Annotated in this window: 18 protein-coding genes; 11 read left to right on the top strand and 7 right to left on the bottom strand. The window is 33.2% G+C overall.

The window, feature by feature from the left end; all coding sequences use genetic code 11:
- Window positions 1-268: 268 nt before the first annotated feature.
- The 6 genes from rplI to EG348_RS19590 form a co-directional block, all read right to left on the bottom strand.
- Window positions 269-787 carry a 50S ribosomal protein L9 gene (gene rplI / locus EG348_RS19615; RefSeq protein WP_072406128.1) on the bottom strand — a complete coding sequence of 173 codons (519 nt, stop codon included), beginning with the start codon at window positions 785-787 and terminating at the stop codon, window positions 269-271.
- A 172-nt stretch (window positions 788-959) separates the two neighbouring features.
- On the bottom strand, window positions 960-1,262 hold the full coding sequence (rpsR, locus tag EG348_RS19610; protein ID WP_123984636.1) for a 30S ribosomal protein S18: 303 nt from the start codon (window positions 1,260-1,262) through the stop codon (window positions 960-962).
- A gap of 29 nt (window positions 1,263-1,291) precedes the next feature.
- Complete coding sequence (gene rpsF, locus EG348_RS19605) at window positions 1,292-1,633, bottom strand: 30S ribosomal protein S6 (RefSeq protein WP_066758064.1); 342 nt, start codon at window positions 1,631-1,633, stop codon at window positions 1,292-1,294.
- A gap of 297 nt (window positions 1,634-1,930) precedes the next feature.
- Window positions 1,931-3,283, bottom strand: a complete 1,353-nt coding sequence (locus EG348_RS19600; protein WP_123984635.1) for a chloride channel protein — start codon at window positions 3,281-3,283, stop codon at window positions 1,931-1,933.
- 232 nt (window positions 3,284-3,515) lie between these two features.
- On the bottom strand, window positions 3,516-4,835 hold the full coding sequence (locus EG348_RS19595) for a dihydrolipoamide acetyltransferase family protein (RefSeq protein WP_123984634.1): 1,320 nt from the start codon (window positions 4,833-4,835) through the stop codon (window positions 3,516-3,518).
- A gap of 63 nt (window positions 4,836-4,898) precedes the next feature.
- Entirely contained in the window at window positions 4,899-5,726 is an 828-nt protein-coding gene (locus EG348_RS19590; RefSeq protein WP_123984633.1) for an S-adenosyl-l-methionine hydroxide adenosyltransferase family protein, read from the bottom strand.
- 419 nt (window positions 5,727-6,145) lie between these two features.
- On the opposite strand from EG348_RS19590, the gene EG348_RS19585 reads away from it, so the two are divergent.
- From EG348_RS19585 to EG348_RS19565, 5 genes are all read left to right on the top strand, one after another.
- Window positions 6,146-7,102, top strand: a complete 957-nt coding sequence (locus EG348_RS19585) for a PhoH family protein (RefSeq protein WP_123984632.1) — start codon at window positions 6,146-6,148, stop codon at window positions 7,100-7,102.
- A gap of 190 nt (window positions 7,103-7,292) precedes the next feature.
- The gene (locus tag EG348_RS19580; RefSeq protein ID WP_123984631.1) at window positions 7,293-7,961 is read left to right on the top strand and encodes a porin family protein; all 669 of its coding nucleotides are present in this window, start codon (window positions 7,293-7,295) and stop codon (window positions 7,959-7,961) included.
- 145 nt (window positions 7,962-8,106) lie between these two features.
- On the top strand, window positions 8,107-8,616 hold the full coding sequence (locus EG348_RS19575) for a hypothetical protein (protein ID WP_123984630.1): 510 nt from the start codon (window positions 8,107-8,109) through the stop codon (window positions 8,614-8,616).
- A 209-nt stretch (window positions 8,617-8,825) separates the two neighbouring features.
- A complete protein-coding gene (locus EG348_RS19570; protein WP_123984629.1) occupies window positions 8,826-9,488 on the top strand; it encodes an outer membrane beta-barrel protein in 663 nt (220 codons plus the stop codon).
- Between the two features lie 98 nt (window positions 9,489-9,586).
- The gene (locus EG348_RS19565) at window positions 9,587-10,231 is read left to right on the top strand and encodes an outer membrane beta-barrel protein (RefSeq protein ID WP_123984628.1); all 645 of its coding nucleotides are present in this window, start codon (window positions 9,587-9,589) and stop codon (window positions 10,229-10,231) included.
- An 82-nt stretch (window positions 10,232-10,313) separates the two neighbouring features.
- Here EG348_RS19565 and ffh read toward each other — a convergent pair whose 3' ends face one another.
- Complete coding sequence (ffh, locus tag EG348_RS19560) at window positions 10,314-11,672, bottom strand: signal recognition particle protein (protein WP_123984627.1); 1,359 nt, start codon at window positions 11,670-11,672, stop codon at window positions 10,314-10,316.
- A 194-nt stretch (window positions 11,673-11,866) separates the two neighbouring features.
- Between ffh and EG348_RS19555 the strand changes: the two genes are divergently transcribed.
- The 6 genes from EG348_RS19555 to EG348_RS19530 all read left to right on the top strand — a co-directional run bounded on the left by EG348_RS19555 (window position 11,867) and on the right by EG348_RS19530 (window position 15,203).
- Entirely contained in the window at window positions 11,867-12,238 is a 372-nt protein-coding gene (locus tag EG348_RS19555; protein ID WP_123984626.1) for a hypothetical protein, read from the top strand.
- Between the two features lie 59 nt (window positions 12,239-12,297).
- Window positions 12,298-13,404, top strand: coding sequence for a F0F1 ATP synthase subunit A (gene atpB, locus EG348_RS19550; RefSeq protein ID WP_123984625.1), 1,107 nt, complete (start codon window positions 12,298-12,300; stop codon window positions 13,402-13,404).
- A gap of 46 nt (window positions 13,405-13,450) precedes the next feature.
- The gene (gene atpE, locus EG348_RS19545) at window positions 13,451-13,645 is read left to right on the top strand and encodes an ATP synthase F0 subunit C (protein WP_002979108.1); all 195 of its coding nucleotides are present in this window, start codon (window positions 13,451-13,453) and stop codon (window positions 13,643-13,645) included.
- An 85-nt stretch (window positions 13,646-13,730) separates the two neighbouring features.
- Window positions 13,731-14,228 carry a F0F1 ATP synthase subunit B gene (locus EG348_RS19540; RefSeq protein ID WP_123984624.1) on the top strand — a complete coding sequence of 166 codons (498 nt, stop codon included), beginning with the start codon at window positions 13,731-13,733 and terminating at the stop codon, window positions 14,226-14,228.
- 2 nt (window positions 14,229-14,230) lie between these two features.
- Entirely contained in the window at window positions 14,231-14,770 is a 540-nt protein-coding gene (gene atpH / locus EG348_RS19535; protein ID WP_123984623.1) for an ATP synthase F1 subunit delta, read from the top strand.
- Between the two features lies 1 nt (window position 14,771).
- A complete protein-coding gene (locus EG348_RS19530; RefSeq protein ID WP_123984622.1) occupies window positions 14,772-15,203 on the top strand; it encodes a hypothetical protein in 432 nt (143 codons plus the stop codon).
- Window positions 15,204-15,211 lie beyond the last annotated feature (8 nt).

Here is a 15,211-nt window from a genome sequence, read left to right as displayed (position 1 = left end):
GCGACGAAGCAATCTCTTACTGTAAGAAAATTTAACTCTGCAATTAGGTTTCCACGAAGTTTGTCATTCTGGAAGAATCTAAACAATAGTTTACAACTCGTCTTTACATAAGGAGCTTAGATTCCAGCGGAATGACAAAGTGGATGGTGAGGTTGCAGTATTTGTTTTGAGATTGCTTCGTCGCTTCGCTCCTCGCAATGACAATAGAAAAAAGAAAAACCACTTCAAACGAAGTGGTTTATATATTTGAGAAAATCTCTTTAGAATCTTAAGCTTCTTCAGAAGGAGTTTCTTCTACAGCAACTTTCTTAGGAGCAGCTGGTTTTGGAGCTTCTACCGGAGCGTCAGATACGATGTCGAATTCGAAGTTGTACTCAACATTTCTGTGTAATCTGATGTTAGCAGTTACTTTACCAGTTCTCTTAATAGTGTTTCCTGGGATTTTGATGTATTTCTTCTCTACAGAAACTCCAGCTTTAGCAAGAGCAGCAGAAAGATCTGCATTGTTGATAGATCCGAATAATTTATCACCAGAACCTACTTTTGCAGGAATGATAACTGTAGTTTTCTTCAATTGATCTACTACACCGTTAGCTGTAGCGATTAATTTAGCTTCTTCTTCTTTTCTAGCTTCCAAAGTAGCTTCTAGAGCTGCTTTGTTTTTAGGTGTAGCTAAAAGTGCAATTCCCTGAGGAAGTAAGAAGTTTCTAGCATAACCTGGCTTTACGCTTACTGTATCGAATTCAAGACCTAAGTTTTCTACGTCTTTTTTTAGGATAATGTCCATTGTTGTTGTCCGTTTTTAGTTTTAGAGAAAAGAATAAAGAGTAAAGAAGCAAGACTTTAAAATCTTTTATCATTCATCTTTTATCTCTTATCTAAAAATCGTTAGAATTAAAATTATTTATTCAGCAACAAAAGAAGAAAGCGAGCTCTCTTCTTTTATTTATTTTGTTGGCTTATTTCAACAAGTCAGCTACGTAAGGCATCAAAGCAAGGTGTCTTGCTCTTTTGACAGCAGCAGAAACTTTTCTTTGGTATTTCAAAGAAGTTCCAGTGTATCTTCTTGGTAAGATTTTACCTTGTTCGTTTACGAACTGTAATAAGAAATCAGCATCTTTGTAATCAACGTGCTTAATTCCGAATTTTTTGAATCTACAATATTTCTTTTCAGATTTTGTATTGATATCAAGTGGAGTTAAGAATTTTACTTCTGATTCTCCTCCAGCTGAGGCTTGTTTAGCCATATCATCTATTGCCATGTCTTGTCTTTTTTAATTTGGGGTTAATATTAAGCCTTAGCTGTCTTTACTTTAGTTCTTCTAGTGATAGCATACTCTACAGCGTGCTTGTCTAGTTTTGTAGTAAGGTAACGAATTACTCTTTCGTCACGTTTGAATGCTAATTCTAAGTCAGCAACTACAGTACCTTCACCTTTAAACTCAATTAAAGTGTAAAATCCGTTCTTTTTCAATTGAATCGGATAAGCTAATTTTTTTAGTCCCCAATTTTCTTTGGCAACGATTTCGCAGTTCTTTTCTTTGATAAGATCTTCGAATTTTTTCACTGCTTCCTCCACCTGAGCATCAGATAGAACGGGAGTTAAAATGAAAACAGTTTCGTAATTGTTCATAATGTTAAATGAATTTGTTAATTATTTCGAGGTGCAAAATTATGCATTTTATTTCTAATACACAATGTATAGCGCAAATATTTATGAAAAAATATCAAATAAAATTGGTGAATTGTTAATCGTGAATGATGAATTTTTGAAAATTAATATATAATTGAATCAATATTATTTAAAAATCAAGAATTGTATTTATTTTTCACACTAAAACACTAAAACACTAAAACACTAAAACACTAAAACACTAAAACACTAAAACACTAAAACACTAAAACACTAAAACACTAAAACACTAAAACACTAATCCTCCTTTCTAATCTCCGCCAAGAAATTAACCTTTATCACATCATACAATGAATGTCTGCTCACTAAAATCGATGCAATAGAAGAAACCATTCCTGCTAACATCAAATGAAAAATCAATGAATGTCTGTCGGTCATTTCCAAGACGATAATCGCTGATGTAAATGGAGCTCGGGTAATTCCGGTAAGGAAGGCAACCATTCCGCCTAAAATAACGACGTTGCTTTCGTTTGGCGTTAAATGTATGGCTCCCGAAATAACAGATCCAATACTTGCTCCGGCAGTTAAAGCTGGTGCAAAGATTCCACCTGCGCCACCAGACGTAAAAGATAGGGCAGGACCCAACATCCTTAAAATGGGAACGTACCAATCTTCATGTTTATCCTGAGTGAAAAGTACACGTTGCATGATTTCTTTTCCTGAACCTAGAATTTCTCTATTAATAAAATAGGCAATAGAAGCGATAAAAAGTGCACAGGCAATCAAAAAAATAACGTTTGATCTATCTGTTTTCAGTTTTCTTTTTTTCCAGTCATTCATTTTAAGCATGGTTACTGAAAGCTGACTTGCCATAATTCCTGCAATTCCTGCCACTAAAACAATGGGAAACATCACCATTAAAGAAACATCATTTGTTTTGGGATAACCCAGATACAAATAAGATCCTGCAAACGTTTGGGCCGTTAGACCCGCAATGATAACCGCGGTAAAAAGAGCTGTTTTAAAGTAATTAATATGCGTTTTTGAAAGTTCTTCAACAGCAAATACAATTCCGCCAAGTGGAGTGTTGAAAGCGGCTGCAAGACCTGCTGCAGCTCCTGTCATAATCATATTTTTCTTGGAAATTTTTGGCCACCAATGAGGAAGGTATTCGTTCACTTTTCTGAAAACCGAACCTGCAATCTGAATAGTTGGACCTTCACGACCAACAGCACCACCGCCAATCACCAATATCACGGAAGAAAGGATTTTAAAAACAATAATTTTTAAACTTAAAAGACTTCTTATTTTCGTATGTTCCTTTGGATTAGCCAGTTCAACGGCAGCCATTACCTGCGGAATCCCGCTTCCTTTGGCGTTTGGCGCAAATTCTTTCACCAACCACCAGGAAAGTACAAAACCAATTGGAGCAATGATAAAGATCATCCAATCATGCCAATGAAGAATGATTTCCAAAAGTTTTTCTCCCCACGCGAAAATTTTAGCGTACATCACAGCAACAAAACCTGTGATCACAGAACCTATCCAAAAAGGAATGGCCTGAAGCAGATTGTACTTCAATTGTTCGTTTCGGATGTTGTCGAAGGATTTTTTGAGACTTCTTCGAATGAGGGTGAAAATTTTCAACATTTGTTTGTTTTACGCTATAAAATTACATGAAATTTATAGAATTCATATTCTTTGGGATATATTTCTAGACGGATTTTTATTTTGTCTAAAGATAAATTAGGATTTAAAGTTTGTTTTAATTCAATACTTATCTCGCCTAAATTTAATAATAAAAAAAACCTCCGAAAAATAAATTTCGAAGGTTTAATTATATTTGATTGGCAAAAATTACTCATTACCAATTATTCATTACTTATACTTCCGTGTTCATATCCCAGTTCTGAAGATAATCGTGAACATGTTTCAGGAACATACCTCCAAGAGAACCGTCTACAACTCTGTGGTCATAAGAGTGAGACATAAACATTAACTGACGGATGGCAATTACATCACCATCTTTAGTTTCAAGAACTGCAGGTTTCTTAACAATCGCTCCGATTGCCAAAATAGCTACCTGAGGCTGAGGAATAATAGGAGTTCCCATTAAGTTTCCAAAGCTTCCTACGTTAGAAATAGTGTATGTTGCACCTTGAGTGTCCTCAGGTCTAAGTTTCTTGTTTCTTGCTCTATAAGCCAAGTCATTGATCGCTTTTGCTAAACCTGAAAGAGATAATTGATCTGCATTTTTGATAACAGGAACAATAAGATTTCCGTCTGGAAGAGCAGTTGCCATACCGATATTGATGTTTTTCTTCTTGATGATATTTTCACCATTAATAGAAACGTTGATCATCGGATAATCCTGAATCGCTTTTACAATTGCTTTCACGAAAATCGGCATGAAAGTTAATTTTTCACCTTCACGCTTTTCGAAAATGTCTTTATGTTTATTTCTCCATTTTACAACGTTCGTAACGTCTGTTTCGATGAAAGAAGTAACGTGTGGCGCAATATGTTTTGCCTTAACCATGTTCTCGGCGATGATTTTTCTCATTCTGTCCATTGGAATGATCTCGTCACCTGCTGCTACTGAAATTGGCGTTGCAACTGTAGTTGTTGCTACTGGTTTTGGAGTTGATACAACCGGAGCAGAAACCGCTTGAGTTGTTTGAGGTTGATTCCCTCTGTTAGCTACATGAGCTAAAATATCTTCTTTCGTAATTCTTCCCTCTAAACCGCTTCCTTTGATGGTTTTAAGTTCAGTTTCAGAAATATTTTCTTGTTGAGCGATAGATTTTACAAGAGGTGACAAATAAAGATCTCCCGAAAATTCTACGTGTGAAGTAGCTGTAGGGTTTAAAGCGCCTTCAATTGTTTTTAATGTTTCAGCATCTGGAGCTGAAGTTGGAGTTTCCGTTTTCACTTCTTCTGACGCTGTATTTCCGCCTTCTCCTTCAATTTCTAAAATAGCAATGGCTTCACCAACTTTGGCAACTTCGTCTTTTTGCTTTAAGATTTTCACAATTTTCCCCGAAACTGGTGTCGGAACGTCTGAATCTACCTTATCTGTTGCAATTTCTACTACGGAATCATCCTCTTTTACACTATCACCTTCATTGAATAACCAAGTGATAATTGTCGCTTCCATAACACCTTCTCCCATGGAAGGAAGCAATAATTTGTATTCTGCCATTTTTAATTTTTAGATTTTGACAAATATATAAAAAAAATCGGTTTTTTTATGAAATGTATAATTTTAGAAAAATTGAATGTAAATATTCTCGCCTACATTTAATCCAAACAAAGATTTTGCCCCGTTTTTTTTGCTCCCTTTATAGATTGTAAGTTCTAAAAGCTGACTGTCATTGAAAATCGCAGCCGACTGTCCATGGTACTCCGTCTCTCTTTCCCAGTCGGAAACTACTTCTGTATGGCTTTGAAATATCTTTGAAAGCGTTAAGTTTCTGAATTTTATAGTGAAATTTTCATACCCTTTGCCTGTACTTTCAAAAATTTCTTTGTTGATATTTGAAATTATATTTCCGAAATTATCAATGTAGGTTACCTCACCGATAATCATTCTTTCCGGTTCATTATAAACCGGTTTCGGGAAGAATAGTTCTTTTACCGTATCTATTTTTCTGCCGATAACTTCCGGAAGACCTCCATTCGCTAAATGTACGGCAGCAGGAACAAAAACATCGGTTGATGTGAAATTAACCACATCATCAAATCTATTGTTCAGGGTGATTTCGTATATGGCTTCAGGTTTAATATCAAAAAATACTAAACTTAAAAGTCCGTTATCTGCTGCCAGAAAATAGGAGCCGTTCGCTTTATATAAAATATTTTTTCTTGATTTATGAAAGAAACTGTCTACCGCCAAAATATGAATACTGCCTTTTGGGAAGTATTTATGAGCATTTCTAACGATATAGGAAGTTTGTATAAGATTGAATGCCTGGATATCATGGGTAATATCAACAATAGTAACCTTCGAATTCAGAGACAGAATCTTGCCTTTGACAGCCGAAACCCTGTAATCTAAATTTCCGAAATCCGAAGTAAGCGTAATAATTGACATTTTGTATTTGTAGAATGATAGTTTTTGCAAATTTATTTAAAATAAAGGGAATTATGAGAATTTGAATCCTTAAAAATATCCTAAAAATGAATAAAATAAAGGCTTACGGTTATAAATTGAATTAAAGCTAAATATTAAAAACTTAGAATCTGTATTAATTTTATGAGATTTAAAAATCAATGATTTTAAGTTTATGTTTTAATTTTGTTTTTTAAAAAAATCTGTTCAGGTTGTGATGATGTTATTGATAATTTGTTTTGTTGTTGTGATTTTAATGTGAAAATGATAATAGTTTAGTAATGTTCTACTTAGATCAGGAGATTTGTTATGATATTATTAAAAAGGTTATTTGTGGATAAAAATTTAAGATCTATTTGAAAAAAAACTCTAAATTTAGATTCTAATCTAAAAATATTTGCATGTTTGAATTAACGTATGATTTGGAAGATATTGATTCAAAAATCTTCTATGGAGTTAATAACCAATATTTCAATTTAATAAAATCCAGCTTTCCGACACTAAAAATTACGGGAAGAGATCATTATATTTTTGCAATGGGAAATCAGGAAACTCTGGACATTTTCAGACTTAAACTGGATGATATTGTAAAATTTATTTCTAAAAATAATTCTATCGAACTGAAAGACGTTGAAAATGTTCTTAAAATAAAAAATGAGAGCGAAAAACAATTAATTTTTGATCAGGATATCATTGTAAAAGGAGTAAATGGTAAAATAATTAAAGCCAAAACGGCTAATCTTAAAAAATTAGTAAGAGAAACAGAGAAAAAAGACATGGTTTTTGCCATCGGTCCTGCAGGAACGGGTAAAACATATACGAGTGTAGCTTTAGCGGCAAGAGCATTAAGAGATAAAGAAGTAAAAAGAATTGTTCTAACGAGACCGGCTGTGGAAGCAGGGGAGAGCTTAGGCTTTTTACCGGGAGATCTTAAAGAGAAGCTGGATCCGTACTTGCAGCCTTTATACGACGCGCTTCGTGATATGATTCCTCATGAAAAACTAGAAGGTTTTATGGAGAAAAAAGTCATTGAAGTTGCTCCATTGGCTTTTATGAGAGGGAGAACGCTTGATGATGCCTTTGTTATTTTGGATGAAGCTCAAAATACAACTCATGCTCAGATGAAAATGTTTTTAACCAGAATGGGGATGAATGCGAAATTCATTATCACAGGAGATCCAACTCAAATTGATCTACCTCCAAAACAGAATTCAGGATTAAAAGAAGCGATGAGAATCTTAAAAGACGTAAAAGAAATTGGTTTTGTACATCTTACAGAAGAAGATGTTGTGAGACACCCTGTCGTGAAAAAAATCATTCTTGCCTACAACGAAGAAGATAAAAGGTCGAAAGATTAAATTTTTAATTGAAATAATAGTTTTTGCTAAAATTACACTTAAGAGATTAGTCTTTTTTCATCATTGATTTTTTTAATTCGAAAATAATTTTATCAATAAATTCGGTTTAAAAGATTAATTATTTTGTTAAAATTTGTTAATTAGAAAAATTTTATTAGTTTTGCGACACAATAATTTAAAAACTAATACAATGAAAAAACTTTTACTCGTTGCAGCAATAGCTGTACTAGGTGCAAATGTAAACGCTCAGGAATTTAGATTCGGACCTAAAGCAGGTTTTGCAATGTCAACAATCAAAGTTGATGAAAAGCAAGACGATTTAGAGAAAAGAAAAATGGATCCTAAATATACTTTCTACATTGGAGGTATGGCAGAATACAAAATCAATGATAATTTCGGTTTTCAGGCAGAAGTTCTTTACTCTCCACTTGGAGCAAAAGAAAAAATTGATGGAGTAAATGCAGGAGGAATTTATTTTGGTGAGCAAACTGAAGTTAATTTGGGAACACTTTTGGTGCCGATTTCTGCTAAATATTTTATTACAGAAAATTTGTCTGTTGCTGGTGGTGTTAACTTTGGAATTATTCTTACAGCGAAGCAAAAAACTGTAATAGGTTCAGATCTTATTAGCATAGATATAGAAGATGAAGATGGTTCAGGTGAAATCGATATTAAAAAAGATATCAAAAAATTGAACCTTGCTCCATTCGTAGGTGTAGAATATATGCTTGAAAACGGACTTTTCTTTGATGCGAGATATAGCTTAGGTGTATCTAACCTTTCTAACGATAACAGTGGTGGTAAAATCACTAATAGCTTCGCACAAGTAGGTGTAGGGTTCAAATTCGGGAATAACTAATATTTCTAAATACTTTAAAATATAAAAGGCAAAACAGGTTCACTTGTTTTGCCTTTTTCTTTGTATAAAGGATTTCATTAATCATTCAGCTTTTAAAACAGAAAATAATTAGTAATTTTGAGCCCAGTAATTTAAAATTATTAAAATGAAAAAATTGTTATTATTAGGAGCTTTTGCTCTTTTGGGCGGTGCTATGCAGGCTCAGGAAGGATTTAGATTGGGTGGTCATGTTGGAGCTCCGCTAGGTGATGCTTCAGATGCAGCCAGCGTTACATTGGGTATAGACGCAGCTTATATGTGGAATATTACTAAAGGTCTGGACATTGGTGTTACTACAGGATATTCTCACTTTTTTGGAAAAGATAATGTAGATGATTTTGGTTTTATTCCAATTGCAGCTTCTGGAAAATATAAATTTGCCAAAATCCCTCTTTTCGTAGGATTAGATCTAGGAGCGGCTATTTCTACTAAAGATTATATCAATAGTGGTTTGTATATCGCGCCAAGAGTAGGGTATCAAATGAAGAGAGCTGAATTGTATTTAGGATTCCAAAATATTGCTAGTAAGTATAAGGATCACGGTTATTATTGGTATGATGATAACAATTATAACTTCGGAGCGATTAACTTTGGTGTTAATTTCTTCTTAAAGTAATATATTTAAAAAGAACTATTTTAAGACTCCGATTGCAGAATTGGAGTCTTTTTATTGAAAATATTGTCAAAAAAATACAAACAAACGTTTAGTGTATTTTATCTCTAAAATTGGCAATTTTTATGAATGATATTAATCACATTAACAAATTTTAATATTCGTGGTACCTGCTGTAAATTTGCCCTCAGAAAGTATTAAAATTTTATAAAATGAAAAAATTATTAGTAGCGGGTGCTGTTGCACTTTTCGGTTTATCTAATGCACAGATTGCAAAAGGAACTGCATATATTTCAGGACAAGTAGGTTATTCTCAAGAAGAAAACAACAATAACGACAGAAAAGTAGAAAGCTTCAAAGTTATTCCTACTGCAGGATATTTCGTTGGAACTAACCTAGCTGTTGGTTTAGGAGTTGGTTATAAGAATGATAAAACTACTACAACTACAACTTTAGTATCTCCTGTTGGAACTGCTGTATCAGAAAATAAAGATACTACATCTGCATTCGTTGTTGCTCCTTTCGTAAGAAAATACTGGACTATTGCTGACAAATTATATATCTTCGGTCAACTTGAAGTTCCTATGGAATTCGGTCAAGTAAAAGAAGAAGGTGTTACAACTACAACTGTAGGAAGTACTGTGAGCACAAATTCTGTTTCCAACAAAGCAAACTATACTTCAATCGGAGTGAACATTAAGCCAGGTTTGGATTATTTCTTGAACAAAAACTGGTCTATCGAAGCTACTTTCGGAGAATTTGGATACAACACTTCTAAATTTGACGTTGATGGAGCTAAGAGTGTAAACAACTATAAATTCGGATTGAATTTATCAGCTGTAACTTTTGGAGTTAAATATGTTTTCGCTAAATAATTAACGAAGCATCAAAAAAATAGAGTCCTAAGATTAATTTCTTAGGGCTTTTTGTCTGTAAATAAAAACTTAAACTTTTAATTAAAAATTAAATAAACATGAAAAAATTATTATTAGCTGGTGCAGTTGCACTTTTTGGCTTATCTAATGCTCAAATGACTAAAGGTGACTGGGTAATCAGTGGAAATACAGGATTAGGATTCAACAGTATTAATACTAATACAAAGGTAAACGGAACGAAATACGACGAAACTAAAGTGAGTTCATTTTCTGTTACTCCTTCTGTTGGATATTTTGTTATTAACGGTTTAGCTGTAGGTATCGATTTAGGTTTCAATAGCACTACAACAAAGCAAGATCAAGATAAAGTAACTATTTCTTCGTTTTCAGTAATGCCTACTGCAACTTACTACTTTCAGACTGGTAGCAAGTTTATCCCATTCTTAGGAGTTGGTATTGGATATTCAACAAACAAAATAAAATATAATATTAATGGTGGAGTTGTTGATCCTTTACTTTTCCAAACAGAAACAACGACAGATGGTTTAGCTTGGAAAGCAAAAGGAGGTGTTACGTATATGGCAACTCAGTCTTTAGGTATTAACTTAGGAGTTGGTTTTGATCAATTTTATAACAAGGAAACTTATTCAGGAATTGATTATAAAACAACAAGAAGTACTTTCGGAGTGAACGTAGGTTTCTCTTACTTCATCAAATCTAAAGCTCAAAAATCTGATAAATAATCAATTTATTTAAGCTTAAAAATAAAAAATCCGACTCAATTTTGAGTCGGATTTTACTTTTATATAGAGGTTTTACTATTTCTTATTTTCCCATTCCGCCCATTCCCGGCATGTTTGGCATCTTGCTCATCATCTGCATCATTTGCTTACCTTGAGGGCCTTGCATCATCTTCATCATTTTACCCATTTGATCAAATTGCTTCATCAATTGGTTTACATCTTCAATTTTTCTACCTGCACCTCTTGCAATTCTCTGCTTTCTCTGAGTGTTGATGATAGAAGGTCTTCTTCTCTCATCCGGAGTCATAGAATAAATTATTGCTTCAATATGTTTGAAGGCATCATCGCTGATCTCAACATCTTTAATGGCTTTTCCAACTCCAGGGATCATTCCCATTAAGTCTTTCATATTACCCATTTTTTTGATCTGATTGATTTGCTTTAAGAAATCATCAAAACCAAACTCGTTTTTAGCGATTTTTTTGTGAAGTTTTTTAGCTTCTTCCTCATCAAACTGCTCCTGAGCTCTTTCTACTAAGGAAACAACGTCTCCCATTCCTAAGATCCTGTCGGCCATCCTTTCCGGGTAGAAAAGATCCAAAGCTTCCATTTTCTCACCAGTAGAGATAAATTTGATTGGTTTTTCTACAACCGAACGAATGGTTAATGCAGCACCACCTCGTGTATCACCATCTAATTTGGTTAAAACAACTCCGTCAAAATTTAAAGCATCGTTGAACGCTTTAGCCGTATTTACAGCATCCTGACCAGTCATTGCGTCAACTACAAATAGAGTTTCATTAGGTTTGATGAAATAATGAACTGATTTAATTTCGTTCATCATCTGCTCATCAATCGCCAGACGACCTGCAGTATCCACGATTACGACATCGTGACCGTTTGATTTTGCAAAAGCAATTGCATTTTCAGCGATCGTAGATGGGTTTGTAGAACCTTCTTCAGTGAAAACTGGAACACCAATTTGTCCACCTAAAACTTTCAACTGCTCAATTGCAGCAGGACGATAAACGTCACACGCAACCAATAAAGGTTTTTTATTTTTTTTCGTTTTTAGAAAATTCGCTAATTTCCCGGAGAAAGTTGTTTTCCCGGAACCTTGAAGACCTGCAATAAGAATAACAGATGGCTTTCCTGAAAGATTGATTCCTTCCTGAGAACCTCCCATTAATTCTACCAGCTCGTCATGAACGATTTTCGTCATCAATTGCCCCGGAGTAAGCGATGTAAGAACGTTCTGTCCCAACGCTTTATCCTGAACTCTTTTCGTAAGATCTTTTGCAACTTTATAATTAACATCGGCATCTACCAATGCTCTACGAATCTCTTTTACGGTTTCCGCAACATTGATTTCTGTAATCTTTCCACGTCCGGAAATATTTTGAAGCGCCTTGTCTAATTTATCCTGTAAACTATTAAACATATTTATTTGTAAATTATAGGTTGCAAAAATAAGGAATTTTTGGTAGATGCAAAGTATAGAACACGTAATATTATATATAAGGATAAAATCATAGGATTAAACGCTGTCATATTATAATTAAAAATCATATTTTTGCGCCAAATAGAAATACATACCGGTTTACATCAAAACTGTAAACAGTAAATAAATTTATAATGAAACTTAATCCTAATATTCTAGTTGTAGTATTATTCTTTTTAACATTCTTGATTCATTTTTCTCTGTGGAAATTTGTTTATCATTTAGATGAAATCATTATTATTAAATTTTATCTTTTCCTAAGCGTAATGTTTACTATGATGATCACTCTTATCATTTTAATTAATAGAGTAGCACCGGAATTTTTAGGATTATCAGTAATAGGATTAATCCTTTTAAAGTTTGGATTAATGTATCTTATAAGAAAGAAATTGAATTTTGAAGTGATTCCGGGGTACAAATTCCATTTTATAATGCCTTATTTTGTCCTGACAACACTGCTTACGTATTATGCGATCAAGCTTATTAATCATGACAAAAAACAGTAAAAATATTTATTGAAACTAGAAAAAAAATTCTATTTTTGCACAACGAAAAAAACCTATCAATGTTAAAGAAATTTGCAGTTTTATTCTACAGTATTTTTGTATTAAGTCTAGTGTCTGCACAACATGGCGAGACTTCTACTGCTTCTGTAGCTGCTCCAACTCAAGAGTTGTCAGAAAAAGACAAAGTAAGTAAAGAAAACAAAGAGTATATCGATCATCACTTGTTGGATGCTCACGATTTTACATTGATGGTTGACAAAGATGGTCACCACATTGGTTTTCCTCTTCCTGTTATTTTTTATGATAACGGTTTTCACTCTTTCATGAGTAACAGTAAAGAAGGTTTCATTCATGGTGAAACAACTGAAGTAGATGGTTCTTATTATAAATTGCACCACGAAAAGATTTTCAAAACTGACGCAACTGGTAATTTAATACTTGGTGAAGATGGTTTTCCTACGAATGAAAGACCTTTAGATTTATCAATTACAAAGAGTGTTCTTATCCTTATAGTAGTATCAATCTTTTTATTGGTTTTATTTGGAGGAATGGCTAAATCTTATAAAAAGTCAGTTGTTCCTACAGGTGCTGCTAGATTCTTTGAGCCTTTGATTATCTTCGTTAGAGATGAAGTTGCTATTCCAAACATCGGACACAAGTATAAAAGATTCATGGGTTATTTATTAACAGTATTCTTCTTTATACTTTTCTTAAACGTATTAGGATTAATGCCTTTCGGAATCAATGTTACAGGTAATATTACAATGACATTCTTCTTGGCTATCCTTACTTATTTGATTACTACATTTTCTGCAAATAAAGATTATTGGAAACATATCTTCTGGATGCCGGGAGTTCCTGTACCAATGAAATTGATCATGTTACCAATTGAATTATTAGGAACAATCACTAAACCATTCGCATTGATGATTCGTCTTTTTGCAAACATGACTGCAGGACACATCGTAGTAATGAGTTTGATCGGATTGATCTACGTATTTAAAAATGTTGCAGCTGGAATCGCATTCCCGTTCTTAACATTAGTAATTTATTTATTGGAAGTATTAGTAGCATTCTTACAGGCTTATATCTTTACAATGTTATCAGCTTTGTTCATCGGAATGGCAGTTCAAGAGCATGAGCATGAACATCATGCAGCTCACTAATAGAAATTAAATAATAGTTAAACAAATTTTTTAAAAATTATATATTATGGAAATCCCTAAAATTGTAGGTGCTGGTATCGTAGTACTAGGTGTAGGTATTGGTCTTGGTAAAATCGGAGCTGCTGCTCTTGAAGCTATCGCTAGACAACCTGAGCAATCTGGAAAAATCCAAACAGCTATGCTTATCGCTGCTGCACTTGTTGAAGGTGTTGCGTTTGCTGCTCTATTCGCAGTAAACTAATTAAAATTAAACCATTACCCGTAACGGTTGGTTACAGGTAATGGTTATTTAAGAAAAAAGTAATAATTTTTTATACATTAATATAATGGAATTAATTCATCAGTTTTCATCAGGATTATTTATTATCCAGTCTGTTATTTTTCTAGCACTATTATTTTTGTTAGGTAAATTCGCTTGGAAACCTATTTTAAAATCTATTAATGATAGAGAAACTTCTATTGTTGACGCTTTGAATCAAGCTAAATTAGCTAGAACTGAAATGGAAACATTAAAAGAAGACAACGAAAGAATCATTCGTGAAGCTAAAATCGAAAGAGATGCTATCCTTAAAGAAGCTAGAGAGATTAAAGATAGAATCGTAGGTGAAGCTAAAGATGCTGCTAAAACTGAAGGAGATAAATTGATCGAAGCTGCTAAGCAGACTATCAATGCTGAGAAAAATGCTGCAATGGCAGACATCAAATCTCAAATTGGTACTTTATCTGTAAACATTGCTGAATCTATCTTGAAGCAAAAATTAGACAACAGCGAAGCTCAAAACGAGTTGGTTCAAAATTATTTAAACAAATCTAATCTTAACTAAGAATGCTTACATCTAAAGTAGCTAAAAGATACGCGCAGGGTTTGCTTGAGTTCACTAATGAAACAGGCCAGACAGCTACTGTATTTTCTGAAATGAAAGATGTTGCGAAATTGATGTCTCAGTCTACGGATTTGAACAAATTTTTCATGACACCTTACATTGATGCTAAAAAGAAAGTAGAGGTAGCAAAAGAGATTTTCAAAAGTTTGTCGGCTTCTTCTCAAAATTTGATCACATTGGTTATCAGACATGGTCGTGAAAACCAATTGAAAAATATTGCTCAGGAATATATCAATAAAGTTGAAGATGTTAATGGAGTACAAAGAATAACTTTGACTACTGCAACTCAGCTTTCAAAAGAAAATATTGATCAGATATTAGGATCTACAAACTTAGTAAAAGAAGGTTCAAACTTTGATTTGAAACTAAATGTAAATCCTGATCTTTTAGGAGGATACATATTAAGAGTAGGAGATCAGCAGATCGATGCGTCTGTGAAAACTAAACTTAATCAGGTTAAAAAGGATTTTCAATTAAACTAATATGAGAAAGACTTTATTTTTATCAATGCTTGTTTTTTCTTGTTTTGCTTTTGGACAAAAAGTTAAAATTAAGAAGGATAAAGTATTTGTTGATGATAAAGAAATCTATCATATTGAAAATAACGATTTCAATTTTATTTTATCTGATATAAAGAATAATGAAATTGTTTCGGTTTTAGGTTCTACTTTTCAAGTTCCTAAAACGCCACCTATTTACCCAAACGAATCTCCTTATTGGACTCGTGTTATTTATACAGTAAGATTTTTAAAGAGTAACAAAGAAGCTGTTACTGATTTATCTGATAAAGATATAATTAAGAACATATATAAATCAGGTATATTTGATGATAACGGGAATGCCGATGAATCAAAAATAGACCTTTTTATAAACAAATATTCTAACGAAGATCTTAAATTGAAACTTTTAAAATAAGACAAAAA

This window comes from Chryseobacterium sp. G0201, assembly GCF_003815655.1.
Lineage (GTDB): Bacteria > Bacteroidota > Bacteroidia > Flavobacteriales > Weeksellaceae > Chryseobacterium.
Note: the sequence above shows the minus strand (reverse complement) of the source record. Positions and strands in the feature narration are given on the sequence as shown.